At 70.5% G+C, this 13,873-nt stretch carries 15 protein-coding genes; 9 read left to right on the forward strand and 6 right to left on the reverse strand.

The genetic code is table 11. The features are described from left to right. From OG956_RS09605 to OG956_RS09625, 5 genes are all read right to left on the reverse strand, one after another. The gene (locus OG956_RS09605) at window positions 1–219 is read right to left on the reverse strand and encodes a DUF397 domain-containing protein (protein ID WP_330337535.1); all 219 of its coding nucleotides are present in this window, start codon (window positions 217–219) and stop codon (window positions 1–3) included. Continuing rightward, window positions 191–1,030, reverse strand: coding sequence for a helix-turn-helix domain-containing protein (locus OG956_RS09610; RefSeq protein WP_330337536.1), 840 nt, complete (start codon window positions 1,028–1,030; stop codon window positions 191–193). The genes OG956_RS09605 and OG956_RS09610 overlap by 29 nt, the downstream gene beginning before the upstream one ends. 149 nt (window positions 1,031–1,179) lie before the next feature. Further along, on the reverse strand, window positions 1,180–2,142 hold the full coding sequence (locus OG956_RS09615; protein WP_330337537.1) for an inositol monophosphatase family protein: 963 nt from the start codon (window positions 2,140–2,142) through the stop codon (window positions 1,180–1,182). Beyond that, complete coding sequence (locus OG956_RS09620; protein WP_330337538.1) at window positions 2,126–2,782, reverse strand: hypothetical protein; 657 nt, start codon at window positions 2,780–2,782, stop codon at window positions 2,126–2,128. The genes OG956_RS09615 and OG956_RS09620 overlap by 17 nt, the downstream gene beginning before the upstream one ends. 31 nt (window positions 2,783–2,813) lie before the next feature. Then, window positions 2,814–3,770 carry a hypothetical protein gene (locus tag OG956_RS09625; protein WP_330337539.1) on the reverse strand — a complete coding sequence of 319 codons (957 nt, stop codon included), beginning with the start codon at window positions 3,768–3,770 and terminating at the stop codon, window positions 2,814–2,816. Window positions 3,771–4,142: 372 nt separating this feature from the next. On the opposite strand from OG956_RS09625, the gene OG956_RS09630 reads away from it, so the two are divergent. From OG956_RS09630 to OG956_RS09640, 3 genes are all read left to right on the forward strand, one after another. Next, window positions 4,143–5,021, forward strand: coding sequence for a helix-turn-helix domain-containing protein (locus tag OG956_RS09630; protein ID WP_330342789.1), 879 nt, complete (start codon window positions 4,143–4,145; stop codon window positions 5,019–5,021). 238 nt (window positions 5,022–5,259) lie between these two features. Then, window positions 5,260–5,631 carry a hypothetical protein gene (locus OG956_RS09635; protein WP_330337540.1) on the forward strand — a complete coding sequence of 124 codons (372 nt, stop codon included), beginning with the start codon at window positions 5,260–5,262 and terminating at the stop codon, window positions 5,629–5,631. 468 nt (window positions 5,632–6,099) lie between these two features. Beyond that, a complete protein-coding gene (locus OG956_RS09640) occupies window positions 6,100–6,309 on the forward strand; it encodes a DUF397 domain-containing protein (RefSeq protein ID WP_330337541.1) in 210 nt (69 codons plus the stop codon). A gap of 251 nt (window positions 6,310–6,560) precedes the next feature. Here OG956_RS09640 and OG956_RS09645 read toward each other — a convergent pair whose 3' ends face one another. After that, window positions 6,561–8,000 carry a gamma-aminobutyraldehyde dehydrogenase gene (locus OG956_RS09645; protein WP_330337542.1) on the reverse strand — a complete coding sequence of 480 codons (1,440 nt, stop codon included), beginning with the start codon at window positions 7,998–8,000 and terminating at the stop codon, window positions 6,561–6,563. A 171-nt stretch (window positions 8,001–8,171) separates the two neighbouring features. On the opposite strand from OG956_RS09645, the gene OG956_RS09650 reads away from it, so the two are divergent. The 6 genes from OG956_RS09650 to OG956_RS09675 all read left to right on the forward strand — a co-directional run bounded on the left by OG956_RS09650 (window position 8,172) and on the right by OG956_RS09675 (window position 13,870). After that, the gene (locus OG956_RS09650) at window positions 8,172–8,693 is read left to right on the forward strand and encodes an Lrp/AsnC family transcriptional regulator (protein ID WP_330337543.1); all 522 of its coding nucleotides are present in this window, start codon (window positions 8,172–8,174) and stop codon (window positions 8,691–8,693) included. Next, on the forward strand, window positions 8,678–10,060 hold the full coding sequence (locus OG956_RS09655; RefSeq protein ID WP_330337544.1) for an aspartate aminotransferase family protein: 1,383 nt from the start codon (window positions 8,678–8,680) through the stop codon (window positions 10,058–10,060). The genes OG956_RS09650 and OG956_RS09655 overlap by 16 nt, the downstream gene beginning before the upstream one ends. Before the next feature lie 196 nt (window positions 10,061–10,256). Then, window positions 10,257–11,003 (forward strand): ABC transporter ATP-binding protein, encoded by a 747-nt coding sequence (locus tag OG956_RS09660; RefSeq protein ID WP_330337545.1) that lies wholly within the window; start codon window positions 10,257–10,259, stop codon window positions 11,001–11,003. Further along, window positions 10,985–12,445, forward strand: coding sequence for a hypothetical protein (locus OG956_RS09665; protein WP_330337546.1), 1,461 nt, complete (start codon window positions 10,985–10,987; stop codon window positions 12,443–12,445). The genes OG956_RS09660 and OG956_RS09665 overlap by 19 nt, the downstream gene beginning before the upstream one ends. A 110-nt stretch (window positions 12,446–12,555) precedes the next feature. Further along, on the forward strand, window positions 12,556–12,963 hold the full coding sequence (locus tag OG956_RS09670) for a VOC family protein (RefSeq protein ID WP_330337547.1): 408 nt from the start codon (window positions 12,556–12,558) through the stop codon (window positions 12,961–12,963). A 253-nt stretch (window positions 12,964–13,216) separates the two neighbouring features. Continuing rightward, window positions 13,217–13,870 (forward strand): LAETG motif-containing sortase-dependent surface protein, encoded by a 654-nt coding sequence (locus OG956_RS09675; protein WP_330337548.1) that lies wholly within the window; start codon window positions 13,217–13,219, stop codon window positions 13,868–13,870. Window positions 13,871–13,873: the final 3 nt, after the last annotated feature.

Below are 13,873 nucleotides of genomic sequence, written 5' to 3' on the forward strand. Positions count from 1 at the left end.
TCAGCTGCGTTTCAGCCCGCTGACGAACGCCGACCAGGCGGACGCCGAGAAGACGACGGCGGGCCCGGCGGGGTTCTTGCTGTCACGGACGGGGACGTGGGTGGGGGCGGGGGTGTCGTCGACTTCGAGGCAGTTGTCGCTGCTGCCGCCGCTGTAACTGGACTTGCGCCAGCCCGAAAGCGCCGACGCGTCAGGGATGATCGGCTCGCTGCGCTTCATGTTCGTAATCCTCCGCGACAGACCTCAGCAGGCCCATGGTCTTACGGTGCGACAAGGCGTCACCCAGAGCTTGATCGTAGAGCTCCTGACACCCTCGCACCACGGACGGAATTTCGAGGAGACGGCCGCTGTTCACGCCTTCCGCGTATGCGATGGGCGGCATGTCCTCGAACCACATGAGGGAGAGGAAACCTGCCTGGAGGGCATGGGCACCCGCTGAATAAGGGAGCACATGGACGCGGATACGACGGCTCTCGCCCAACTCCGCGATGTGCCGGAGCTGCTCGCACATCACAGCCGGCCCTCCGACCACACGCCGCAGCACCGCTTCATCCAGAAGGAAGCAGACCTCGGGCGAGTGGAAGTTGCTGAGGATGCCCGCTCGATCGAGGCGCGTGGTCACCAACTTGTCGCGGTCCTCGTCACTTTGGCGCGGATAGCCGGTGCCGAGCACTTCGTACGCGTACCGCTTCGTCTGCAGGAGACCTGGCACGAGGCTTGGGGCGTACTCCTTGATGACCGTCGCCTTGCCCTCGAACTCCAGCGCCTCCGCGAAGTGCTCCGCCACCTTCCTGCCGTCCAGCGTCGGCAGGAACCGCTCGAAGAACCCATCCCCGCCCAGCTCCCGATCGAGCCGCCGCGCGTCCTCCACATCCGGCCTCCGCCGCCCCGCCTCGATGTGGGCGATGTGGGTGCGGGACATCACGACACGTTGGCTCAGTTCCTCCTGCGTGAGCCCGGCCGCCTCCCTCCGCCGCTTGAGTTCCTCCCCGTACCGCACCCGCGAGATCGGGTTGTCCTCGATGGCCACGCCTCAACTCCCCCTTGTGCAGACTCCATCGTCACTCTCGGTCATCTTCCGAAGCTACCCGCCCCCGCATCACTCTGTGCATGATTCACCACGGATAGTGAAAGGCGCTGCGATGCAGGACGAGGAAGACGGCCCCGTGCGGGTGTATCTCACGCTGAGGGTGTCCCGGGACGGTGGCCGGACGTGGGGGCCCAGGGTGACGTACCGGCCGCCGAAGAACGCCGCGCCGCTGGATCTGTCGGGGCGGTTCCCGCCGTGCGCGTGTCCCCGGTGCCGGGAGAGAAAGGGCTGACGAGGTCGAGCAGGTGCGGGAGGAGTTCGGGGCGCCCGGCGACGAAGGAACGCCCCGTGTCGGGGCCGCCGAAGCCGCCGCCGAACTCCGTGCCGTCCAGGCGCCGTAGAGCGATGCCTGCCTCGCGGGCGAGAAGCGCGCCGGCGGGCAGGTCGATCGCCTCGGCGCGGTAGCCGACGAAGCCGTCGATGTCCCCTCGGGCCAGCATCGCCCAGGCCACCAGCGGCGCCCAGAGCTGGAGCAGGCGCCGGGAACGCAGTTCGAGGCTGTGCCTGAGGGAGCAGGCCACGGGGTCGTCGCGGGAGACGGCGTGGCCCTGCGTCCAGGCGAGCAGGGGCCCGGCGGCGGGAAGCGGGCGGGACGCCAGGGGGGCGGTGAGCCGTCCGGCGGGACCGTGCGCCCCGCCGCCGCGCCGCGCGGACCACGTACGGCCGGTCATCGGATCGTGGACGACGCCCACCACCGGTGCGTCGTCGACGCACAGGGCGATGCCGACGACGTACACGGCGAGCCCGATGACCACGTTGTTGCTGCCGTCGAGGGGGTCGATGAGCCAGGTCCGGCCGGCGCCTGCGCCGTCGCCGGCGAGTTCGCCGGACTCCTCGGCGAGGATCCGGTCGTGCGGGAAGCGTTCGCGGATGCGTCCGATCACCAGTTGCTCGGCTGCCAGGTCCAGGTCCGTGACCACGTCACCCCGTTGTCCCTTGGGGCGGGCGGCGAAGCCGTCGGGGAAGCGGGACCGCAGCAGCGCCCCGGCCTCCTCTGCGGCGGCCACGGCCGCGGCGTGCTCGGAGGACCAGGCGTCAGGGTTCGGGCTCATGGATCCTCCTCAGGGCGGCCCGGGCGATGCGGGCGGTCTGGGTCGCGTCGCACGTCCGGCGCACCATGCGGTGCCCGGGTGCGGACGGCGGGCCCAGCGAGAGGTCCACCCGGCCGGGCAGGGTCCGCCCCAGGACCAGCGTGGCGGCGGGGCGGCCGTCCGGCACCACGCTGGTGTGGAACTCACCCGCCGGGAGGGCGTAGCTCTGGCCGCGCATGCTGGTCTCCCGCACGCCGGGCTGGCAGCGCACGAGCCGCCCGGTGGGTCGCAGTTCGTCCACGCCGGTCGGATCGCTGAGCACCTCGAAGACGCGATGCGTGGGGTCGGCGGCGTGGTCGTCGACGTGCACGCGCCGGTTGTCGAGCCGGCCGTACAGCACGGTGCTGGTCAAGTCCCAGCTGTGGCAGTGCACTTGGGGCGCGGAGGCGTCGGGTTCGGACTCGGGTGTGCCGAAGACGTGGACGCAGACGCCGTCGGGGCCGTCGCGCAGCACGGGCAGGCAGACGAACCCGAGCGGGTGGCGTACGGCGTGCAGGGTGCGGCGGCCCGAGACGATCCGGTCGAGTTCCGCCACGGCGTGCCGGATCAGCTCGGCGGTGGCGTGCCGCCGGGCGGCCCGTTCGAGGGCCGGGTAGTCCATGTTCCTTCCCCCCTTGGCCGGAACACGGCGCTCACCTGCGGTACGGGTTCTCCGCGCGCAGCGCCTTGTCGATGATGTCGCCGACGTCACGGTCGGTGAAGCTCGGCGGAAGCGGCAGTCCGAGCCGGTCGAGCAGGCGTCCGACCTCGTCCACGGTGGGTTCGTCGGCGAGCGGGACGGCCTCGCGCAGATCGAGCTTGACCGCCTGTTCCCGGCTCTGGTGCAGCTCGGTGACGTAGTAGTCGTAGAGCGGCCGGTCCCGCTCCACGTACAGGCCGACCCGGCTGGGGTCGTCCTGGGTGATGATCAGGCAGGTGTCCGAGAGGTCGAACCGCAGGGCCGGTGCGACGGAGGACAGATGGACGTCGATCTCCAGGGTGTCCAGCCGCTGCCGGTGCCAGCTCGCGGCGACGACGGTGGCGTACGCCTCCTTGCGGGTACGCTCCACGGTCCACGCGGCGCGGTCGCCGCCGGGGCCGAAGGTGCTGCGGAAGCGGGCGTAGGCGGCGCACACGGCGTCGTCGGCGGGATTGATGATGTCGATCTTCATGCTGAGCGAGCGCCGCTGCCGCTGCGCCTCCAGCACGCACTCGGGGAGGGTGACGGCGCGCAGGTAGGTGCCGGTGCCGCCCTTGAACACCCAGCGGGTGGTGGTGCGCCGGGCCCGTTCGTGCGCGAGGGCGACCTCGGCTGCGGACAGGGTGCGCACCATCGCCAGATCCTCGACGGCCCGGCTGGTCGCCGTGGTGGCGGTGCGGATGTCGGCCATCCGCCGGCGGCGCTCGGTGAGCGAGCCGTACACCAGCGCGGCGAGCACGAGCAGCGTGGCGCCGGAGACGATGTTGTCGTCCATGTTCTGGTTGAGGACGTCCATGAGTCCGACGACCACGGCGACGACGATCGCCACGATCCCGTCGGCGTTGCGGACCGCCCAGGCGATCCCGTTCTCCAGCCGGCGCCCGGCCCCCTGCGGCGAACTGCTCGTCACGTCCACCCTCCCCCGACGGTGACTTCCATCGTAGGAGGCGGAGCCCCCGCTCAGCCATGCCCCAATCGGCCGTGAAATGCCCTGGCGCGCTCGCTTGCGCACCACCCGAACGCAGACATGTCGGTCCGTCAGATCCGGTACGGTGACGTCCATCATGCAGTCAGGCCGAAGGTGAGTTGCACTTCTGCCATCTCGCACTCTGCGACTCGTCGTTCTGCGGCGCCCGTCCAGCGCACACTAAACCGACCTGCGGTGGCACGTCCCTGTGCGCGCAACTAGTGAGGTATTCCCTGGCGATATGACAATCTGCTACATTGCACATCGGACCTTCATGGTAGGGAGGTGGCGATCGTGAGCACTCCGAGCGCTGCCGTGCAGCGCCTCCGTCTGAGAACGGAGTTGCGGAAGGCTCGGAATCACGTGGGACTGACGCAGCGTGAGGTCGCCACGAAGATGTACTGGAGCCCGTCCAAGCTGATCAGGATCGAGGCCGGAGAGGTCGCGATCTCGGTCAACGACCTGAAGGCGCTGCTGAGCGAGTACGGGGTGACGGACCGCCGCAAGGTCGACGAGCTGCTGCAGTTGGCGCGTGGCAGCCGCAAGATGCCCTACACCGAGTACCGGGACGTGCTGAGCAAGGAATTCCTGTCCTTCCTGGCCCTGGAGTCGTCCGCCGCGATCATCCGCGGGTTCCACTTCTTCGTGGTGCCCGGACTCTTCCAGACCGAGGAGTACATGCGGGCCATGGCCGCCGGGACCGGGCAGGCGACCTCGCCGGAACGCCTGGACCGGCTCGTCGAGGCCAGGCTGGCGCGACAGGAGATCCTCGAGGGCGACGAGGGGCCGGAGCTGTTCCTGATCCTTGACGAGTCGGTCATCCGCCGGCAGATCGGCGGCCCGAAGGTCATGCGGAACCAGTTGGAGCGGCTGGCGGAGCTGAGCACGCATCCGCGGATCACCATCCAGGTGCTCCCCTTCGCGGTGGGCGCGCACCGGGGCCTGATGGGACCTTTCACGCACTTCGAGTTCCGCGAGGAGGGAATGCCGGACTCGGTCTATCTCGAGAACCCGCGAGGAGAGTCGTACGCGAGCAACGACCCGGAGGTCACCGGCCAGTACCTGGAGACGTTCTGGGGGCTGGAGGACCAGGCGCTCCGCGACGACATCGGCACGGTTCTGCGCAACGTGGCGGCCGGTGTCGGGGACGTCAGCCCCGACCTGACACCGCCCGTGCCCGCCGAGGCCCCCTGACGGCGGCACGGCGGGACGGCAACAGCAGGACCAGGAACGGCACGCGGAAGGGCCGCACCCCCGGACCCGGTGACGGGTCACCGGCCACGACGCGTCGGACCACGAGGCAAGGCGCTGCCCGCAGCCGCACCGCAGGCTGCGGTTTCTGACCAGGGATCACCGAGGTGGCCGATGGCAAGGTCGCACGTGGGCGCCGGGTTCTCCCGACGCGGTCGGCGAGGGGTTCGGGGGTGCGGGCATGGCCGGACGTAGGCGGGTGGACACATGGATCCACATCTGCAACGAGATCATCCACCACGTGCTGCCGTCCCGCACGCGCACGGTGCATCTGCTGGTGCTCGTCACCGTCCCGCCGGCCGTGCTCGGCGGCTTCTTCACCGTACTGTTCACGGTCCTGGTGCCGGATCCGGGCCGCTGGCTCGGCGTACTGGGCTGCAGCGCCGGCGTACTGGTCACGGCGCGGCTGCGGCGGTGGCTCGGACGCCGGGCACCGGTCCGCGAGCTCATTCCAGCGGAACCAGCAGGTCGCTCCGACGCCGGGCCCGAGCCGTCAGCATCCGGTGAGCCGCCCGGTGGAGAGAGTGCCCCCACCAACCTGCGGCCACCATGACGAGTGACGCGGCCAGGATTCCCAGCGGTGTCGAGTCGAAGAGGCCGGCGGCACCGTATCCGGCGCCGTACGCCAGGGTGCCGGACACGATCACGTAGACCGCCTGTGTCCAGAGCAGGGACCGAGGAGAGGGAGAGGGAACAGCACGCGTCATCGATCATCCCCTCGTGAGATGCCTCCCGTCAGCCTAGCGCGCCGTGTGCCGGAAGGAGTGGGTCCGGAACCGACGGGCCCTCGGCAGGCCACGGAACCGGCCATGCCGTACGGACGTTCCCGTCACGGCGCGATGTGTCATGTCCTTTCCCGTGAGGCATTGTTACGGTGAAGGACGAGTGCTGGTTTTCCGTTGCGCGATGACTCGGGCTGAGGGGGACGAGGGCCCGTAACCGGTCGACGGCAGGTGGCACCTCACCTTGCCGGGCGAACCGGGTCGGCAGTCCCTCCGCAAACGAGGCGGAGGAGGCGTGAGTGGCAGAGCCGTGGGCGTGGCGCAAGAGCAGTTTCAGTGACCTCGGAACGGACGACTGCGTCGAGGTAGCCTGCACCGGTGAGCGGATCATGGTCCGTGACACCAAGCACAGGGACCACGCCACCCTTCGCTTCACACCGGCCAGTTGGCGTGCGTTTCTGTCCCGGCCCGAGGCGCTGGGACCGTCCGCTCGCGCAGGCGGGCACTAGCGCCCCACGACACTGTTCCACCGCCGGGGATCATCAGGGAATCCAGCCACTGAGGACGTACGTCCGGAGGGCCGCTGCACTCGGGCCTGCTCGGCGGCGCGTCCACCCGGGAGCAGGCGGCACGGCTCGAACTGACCGGGCGGGAGCTGGAGTTCGTCGCGGGAGAAGCCGCGGCCGACTGACACGGCGCGGCCCCCGGGCGGGGAGGTGAACCCGTCCGGGGGCCGCTCACCGGCTGCCGTGCGCGGTGCTTACGCGTCCAGCGAGGTCATCACGTGCTTGATGCGCGTGTAGTCCTCGAAGCCGTACGCCGACAGGTCCTTGCCGTAGCCGGACTTCTTGAAGCCGCCGTGCGGCATCTCGGCGACCAGCGGGATGTGGGTGTTGATCCACACGCAGCCGAAGTCGAGCTTCTTGGACATGCGCATCGCGCGGGCGTGGTCCTTGGTCCACACGGAGGAGGCGAGGGCGTACTCGACGCCGTTGGCGTACTCGACGGCCTGGTCCTCGTCGGAGAAGGACTGCACGGTGATGACCGGGCCGAAGACCTCCTTCTGGATGATCTCGTCGTCCTGCTTGACGCCGGAGACGACGGTCGGCGCGAAGAAGTAGCCCTTGTCGCCGACGCGCTTGCCGCCGGCCTCCACGCGCGCGTGGGCGGGCAGCCGCTCGATGAAGCCCTCGACCTGCTTGAGCTGGTTGGGGTTGTTGAGCGGGCCGAACAGGACGTCCTCGTCGTCCGGCTGACCGGTCTTGGTCTCCTCCGCGGCCTTCGCGAGCGCGGCCACGAACTCGTCGTGGATGGCCTCGTGGACGAGGACGCGGCAGGCCGCCGTACAGTCCTGGCCGGCGTTGAAGAAGCCCGCCACGGAGATGTCCTCGACGGCCTTGGCGATGTCGGTGTCCTCGAAGACGACGACCGGGGCCTTGCCGCCCAGCTCCAGGTGGACGCGCTTGAGGTCCTTCGACGCCGACTCGGCGACCGACATGCCGGCGCGGACCGAGCCGGTGATCGACGCCATGGCCGGGATGTCGTGCTCGACCATCAGGCGGCCGGTGTCGCGGTCGCCGCAGATGACGTTGAAGACGCCCTTGGGCAGGATCGAGCCGATGATGTCGGCGATCAGGACGGTGGAGGCGGGGGTGGTGTCCGAGGGCTTGAGGACGACCGTGTTGCCCGCGGCGATCGCCGGGGCGAACTTCCACACGGCCATCATCATCGGGTAGTTCCAGGGCGCGACCTGCGCGCAGACGCCGACCGGCTCACGGCGGATGATCGAGGTCATCCCCTCCATGTACTCACCGGCCGAGCGGCCCTCCAGCATCCGCGCCGCGCCCGCGAAGAAGCGGATCTGGTCGACCATCGGCGGGATCTCCTCGGAGCGGGTCAGCCCGATCGGCTTGCCCGTGTTCTCCACCTCGGCCGCGATCAGTTCCTCGGCGCGCTCCTCGAACGCGTCGGCGATCTTGAGGAGGGCCTTCTGGCGCTCGGCCGGGGTGGTGTCGCGCCAGGCCGGGAAGGCGCGGGCGGCGGCCTCCATCGCGGCGTCGACGTCCGCCTTGCCGGACAGCGGCGCGGTCGCGTACGCCTCGCCCGTCGCGGGGTTGACCACCTCGGTGGTCCGTCCGTCGGCGGCGTCCCGGAACTCACCGTCGATGTAGTTGCGCAGACGACGCAGCTCGGTGCTCACTGCCGGCCTCCTGATCTGGTTCTTTGCGTCCACTTGCTGAGACACCCCACCCTAGCCGCCAGCCTGACGTTTTCAACACCCCCGCGCCGCTGACTTCTGCGAAATCCGCAATACATCGAGTCTCAGGCAACGGATTTCATCGATCGGGGCTTGCGAAACTGACGAGACCTCGTGCACAGTGAGGTCGTGGCCAGTCGAAGCGCAGACCAGAGGGACTCCGCCCGCGAGTCCAGGAACGGCAACAGCCCCCAGCTGGACGCCGTCTCCCTCGCCATCATCCAGCAGCTCCAGGAGGACGGCCGCAGGCCGTACGCGGCGATCGGCAAGGCCGTCGGCCTGTCCGAGGCGGCCGTGCGCCAGCGCGTCCAGAAACTGCTGGACCAGGGCGTGATGCAGATCGTCGCCGTCACGGACCCGCTCACCGTGGGCTTCCGCCGGCAGGCGATGGTCGGCATCAACGTCGAGGGCGACGTCGAGTCCATCGCGGACGCGCTGACCGACATGTCGGAAGTCGAGTACGTGGTGATGACCGCGGGCTCGTTCGACATCCTCGCCGAGATCGTCTGCGAGGACGACGACCACCTGCTGGACGTCATCAACAAACGCATCCGGGCCCTGCCCGGGGTGCGCTCCACCGAGAGCTTCGTCTACCTGAAGCTGAAGAAGCAGACCTACATGTGGGGAACCCGATAACCGTGACCCAGAAGGACCTCAGCCGCACCGCGTACGACCACTTGTGGATGCACTTCACCCGCATGTCCTCGTACGAGAACTCCCCCGTGCCGACCATCGTCCGGGGCGAGGGCACCTACATCTACGACGACAAGGGCAAGCGCTACCTCGACGGTCTGGCCGGTCTGTTCGTGGTCCAGGCCGGTCACGGCCGCACGGAGCTCGCCGAAACGGCTTTCAAGCAGGCCCAGGAGCTGGCCTTCTTCCCGGTGTGGTCGTACGCCCACCCGAAGGCCGTCGAGCTGGCCGAGCGCCTCGCCGACTACGCCCCGGGCGACCTGAACAAGGTCTTCTTCACCACCGGCGGCGGCGAGGCCGTCGAGACCGCCTGGAAGCTCGCCAAGCAGTACTTCAAGCTGACCGGCAAGCCCACCAAGCACAAGGTGATCTCCCGCGCGGTCGCCTACCACGGCACCCCGCAGGGCGCCCTGTCGATCACCGGCCTGCCCGGCCTGAAGGCCCCCTTCGAGCCGCTCGTCCCGGGCGCGCACAAGGTGCCGAACACCAACATCTACCGCGCCCCGATCTTCGGCGACGACCCCGAGGCCTTCGGCCGCTGGGCCGCCGACCAGATCGAGCAGCAGATCCTGTTCGAGGGCCCGGAGACCGTCGCCGCGGTCTTCCTGGAGCCGGTGCAGAACGCCGGCGGCTGCTTCCCGCCGCCGCCCGGCTACTTCCAGCGCGTGCGCGAGATCTGCGACCAGTACGACGTGCTGCTCGTGTCGGACGAGGTCATCTGCGCCTTCGGCCGCCTCGGCACGATGTTCGCCTGCGACAAGTTCGGCTACGTCCCGGACATGATCACCTGCGCCAAGGGCATGACCTCGGGCTACTCCCCGATCGGCGCCTGCATCATCTCCGACCGCCTCGCCGAGCCGTTCTACAAGGGCGACAACACCTTCCTGCACGGCTACACCTTCGGCGGCCACCCCGTGTCCGCCGCGGTGGGTCTGGCCAACCTCGACCTGTTCGAGCGCGAGAACCTGAACCAGCACGTGCTGGACAACGAGGGCGCCTTCCTGCAGACCCTGCAGAAGCTGCACGACCTGCCGATCGTCGGCGACGTCCGCGGCAACGGCTTCTTCTACGGCATCGAGCTGGTGAAGGACAAGAACACCAAGGAGTCCTTCAACGACGAGGAGACCGAGCGCGTCCTGTACGGCTTCCTCTCCAAGGCGCTGTACGACAACGGCCTGTACTGCCGTGCCGACGACCGCGGCGACCCGGTCGTCCAGCTCGCCCCGCCGCTGATCTCCGACCAGGAGACCTTCGACGAGATCGAGCAGATCCTGCGCGCGACGCTGACGGAGGCGTGGACCAAGCTCTGAGCCTGATTCATCCGATCAGCTGATCGGCATCGGCCCCGGTGCCGTCCGTTCGAGTGGGAACGGCGGCCCGGGGCCGTGTGCTGTCCGGCCTCCCGGTGACCGCTGCCTAGCGTGCCAGTGACCGATCGGCCCAGCCTTCGTTCCCCCGGACGAGGGATCGGAAGCGGGAAAACGGATCAGAACCGAGGTGTACGCCATGGAGGCCGAGGCCCCGCCGGACAACGACGTGCTCTGGGCACGCTCCCTGCACTTCAGCCACCCCGACGGCTCCCCCGGACTCAAAGGGGTCTCGCTCGGTGTGCGCGCGAGCGAGATCCTCGCCGTCACCGGCCCGCGCGGCAGCGGCAAGACCACCCTGCTGCGCTGCCTGTCCGGCCTGGTGCCGGTGCGCGAGGGCGAGGTGTGGTTCAACAGCTCCCCCCTGCACACCCTCGGCCCGATGCGCCGCGAGCGGCTGCGCCGGGAGCGGTTCGCCTGGATCGACACCCAGCCGGTCCTGGTGCCCGAGCTGAACGTCTGGGAGAACGCCGCGCTGCCCCTGATGCTGCGCGGCGCCGGCCGCCGCAGGGCCAAGGTCGCCGCACTGGAGTGGCTGGAACGCCTCGACGTCGGCGACAGGGCCCGCAACCGCCCGCACGAGCTGCAGCAGGCCGAGCGCCAGCGCGTGGCCATCGCCCGGGCCCTGGCCACGACCCCCACGGTCCTCTTCGCCGACGAGCCCACGGCCCCGCTGCACCGGGCCGACCGCACCCACGTGCTGCGCACCCTCACCACGGCCGCCCGCTCGCACGGCATCACCGTGGTCCTCGCCACCCACGACCCCGACACCGCCGCCCTCGCCGACAGCACCGTCTGCCTGCTGGACGGCCGGCGCGTCAGCACCGTGCACCTGCCGGAGACCCCCGAGACGGAAGGCCGGGCCGCGTGGTCGCTCTACGTCTGACCCGTGCGGCCCGGCCCGCCGTCCAGCTGCGCCGGCTGCTGGTGACCGTGGCCTCGGCGGGCACCGGGTTCCTCCTGCTGTCCTGCTTCGGCTACGCCCTGAACCACCCCGAGGCCGCGGACGCCGCCGCGCTGCGGCTCGCCTGGTGCACGGTGCCGCTCGCCGCCACGGTGTACTTCGCGCTCGCCGTCGCCCGCACCGACCCCGCCACCCGGCCGCGCACGGGACTGTCCGCGCTGGGCCTCGGCCCGGCCCGCATGATGGCGATCTCGGCCCTCACCACCGCACTGTGCTGCACCCTGGGCTCGCTGCTGGCCCTGCTGGTCTTCCTCGGCCTGCGCGGCGACCTCACCGGCGTGCCGTTCGGCGGCGCGGCGGCGGACTTCCTGGCCGTGGACGCGCACCTGCCGGTGCCGGCCACCCTGACCCTGCTGCTGCTGGTCCCGGCCGCCGCCTCGGCCACGGTGGCCCTCGCCCTGCGCCCCAGGGACCCGCGCCCCGCCGCCCCGCCGCTGCGCAGGTACGGCCGCTTCGGCGCGTACGGCTACGCGGCGGCCCGGGAGACGTTCGGGGCGTACGGCAGGTTCGGGGCGCGGCTGCGGCCGGGGGCCGGAAGCCCGCCCGACGCGCACGAGAAAGCCGGCGACGGGGAGCAGCCCGGTCCCGGACCCGCGGGCGGCGGCCGTGCCGCCGGGGCGACGAGGACGGCGGACGCCGACGGCACCCAGGCGGCGCCGGGCGGTGCCACCGGCCTCGGCCGCGCCGCCACGGCGACGGAGACGGCGGACCCCGACGGCACCCCGGCGGCGCCGGGCGACACCACCGGCCTCGAGCCGCAGACGCCGGCCACCGCGTGGACGGACGGCGCCCAGCCCCCCAAGGGCGCCCCCGCCGGCCTGCCCTGGGGCATCAGCCTGCTGGCCACCGGTCTCGCCGTCCAGGCCTACGCCGGCCACGCGGACATCGCCGTCCTGCTCGGCCGGCTGCTGACCGCCGCCGGGCTCGTCCTCGCCGGACCCGGCCTCACCCATCTGTGCGGCCTCCTGCTGCAGTGCACCCGCCCCGGCGCCCTCCGCCTGCTCGCCGGACGGGTCCTCATGGCGGAGGCCACCCGCATCGGCCGCCCCCTCGGCGTCGTGTGCGCGGTGGCCTCCGCCGGCTACGCGATGACCACGCTCCACACCGGTTCGGCGCCCGCGTTCGGCCCGCTGGCCGTCCTCGGCGCGCTGCTCGTGTCCGGCTGCACGGTCGCCACCCTGCTCACCGCGGCCGTGGAGACCCGCCAGTGCCGGGCGGAGACGACGGCCGCGCTGCTCCGGCTCGGCGCGCCCGCCACGATGCTGCGCGCGGCGGCGGCCCTCCGCGCGGCGGCCCTGGTGGCCCTCTTCGGCCCGCTCACCCTGGCCGTCGCCGCCCTGGCGGCCCTCCCCGTGGAGCGCTGACCGCCCGCCCGCGGAAAAAGACCGCCGGCGGCCGATGAGTTCTCCCGGGGTTCCCGGTCCAACCAACCGAACACACCGCCGTACGGCACGGACCGCCCCGGGAGGGCCCCATGTACCAGCAGATGATCTTCGTGAACCTGGCCGTGAGCGACCTCGACGCCTCGAAGAAGTTCTTCACGGAGCTGGGCTACACGATCAACCCGCAGTTCAGCAACGACAACGCCGCCTCCGTGGTGATCAGCGACACCATCGTCGCGATGCTGCTGACCAAGCCGTTCTACGCGACCTTCACCAAGAAGGAGATCGCCGACGCCAGGACGACCAGCGAGGTGCTGATCGCGCTGAGCGCCGAGAGCCGCGAGAAGGCGGACGAACTGGTGGACAGGGCCCTCGCCCTGGGCGCCACGCCGAGCGGCGAGCCCCAGGACCACGGCTTCATGTACGGCCGCTCCTTCGACGACCTCGACGGCCACACCTGGGAGGTCGTCTGGATGGACCCGGCGATGATGCAGGGCTGACGCTCCGTCAGGAGGCTTGAACGGGGCGTGTCGACACGGTCAAACGTATCTGCGGGTAATAAGCGGGTAAAGCCAACGGCCGTTGGCGGCATATGCATTGACACTGCTTATGAAGCGCTTATAGACCTGGGAGTCTCTTGGGGGTGGTGGGGCACGCGTCTCGTTCGGTGCCTCAACTCCTCCTCAACCCCCCGCAGTTGCACACTGTAAAGGACAAGCGTTGTCCATAACTCACCGTGGCGCACGTCGTTCCGTGCGCATTCTGGGTGTCGCCTCCGCCTCGGCCGCGATCGTGCTGGGTGTCTCCAGCTCCGCGCTGGCCTGCAACATCCGTGACTTCAAGGCCGAAGCCAAGTGCGAGGGCGGCAAGGGCGTCATCGTCGTCACCGACACCGACGCCTCCGGCACCCCGGCGCACGTCTCCGTGTTCCTCGAGGGCAGCAGCGGCGTCGAGACCAAGGTGGGCGAGCAGGAGGTCAAGGGCTCTGCCCAGGGCACTCCTGTCACCTTCCCGGAGGACTGGAAGCCGAGCGCGACCTATCGCGTGCACATCAAGGCGGCCAACCTCGTCGACGAGGACATCAAGCCCAGCCTGGTGACCGCGTCCACCGCCTGCACGACCGACAGCCCGACCCCGACGGCTCCCTCGAAGCCGAAGCCGAAGCCGTCGAAGTCCGCCCCGGCGGAGTCGGCGACCCCGGCCCCGTCGGCCTCCGCGTCCAGCTCCGCCCCGGCGAGCGCGCCGAGCAACGCGCCGTCCCCGGCGGCCGGTGACTCCAACCTCGCCGAGACCGGTGCCAACTCCAACACCGGCCTGATCGCCGGCGTCGCCGGTGCGCTCGTCGTCGTCGGCGGCGGCGCGGTCTACTTCGGCATGCGCCGTCGTGGAGCGCGCGGCAACGGCTGACGC

The organism is Streptomyces sp. NBC_00557 (genome assembly GCF_036345995.1).
In the GTDB taxonomy this organism is placed as follows: Bacteria; Actinomycetota; Actinomycetes; order Streptomycetales; family Streptomycetaceae; genus Streptomyces.

Coding starts and splice junctions, on each gene's coding strand:
- OG956_RS09605 (WP_330337535.1), bottom strand. CDS start 219: ATGAAGCGCAGCGAGCCGATCATCCCTGACGCGTCGGCGCTTTCGGGC.
- OG956_RS09635 (WP_330337540.1), top strand. CDS start 5,260: ATGGCCGGACGTAGGCGGGTGGACACATGGATCCACATCTGCAACGAG.
- OG956_RS09670 (WP_330337547.1), top strand. CDS start 12,556: ATGTACCAGCAGATGATCTTCGTGAACCTGGCCGTGAGCGACCTCGAC.
- OG956_RS09620 (WP_330337538.1), bottom strand. CDS start 2,782: ATGGACTACCCGGCCCTCGAACGGGCCGCCCGGCGGCACGCCACCGCC.
- OG956_RS09660 (WP_330337545.1), top strand. CDS start 10,257: ATGGAGGCCGAGGCCCCGCCGGACAACGACGTGCTCTGGGCACGCTCC.
- OG956_RS09615 (WP_330337537.1), bottom strand. CDS start 2,142: ATGAGCCCGAACCCTGACGCCTGGTCCTCCGAGCACGCCGCGGCCGTG.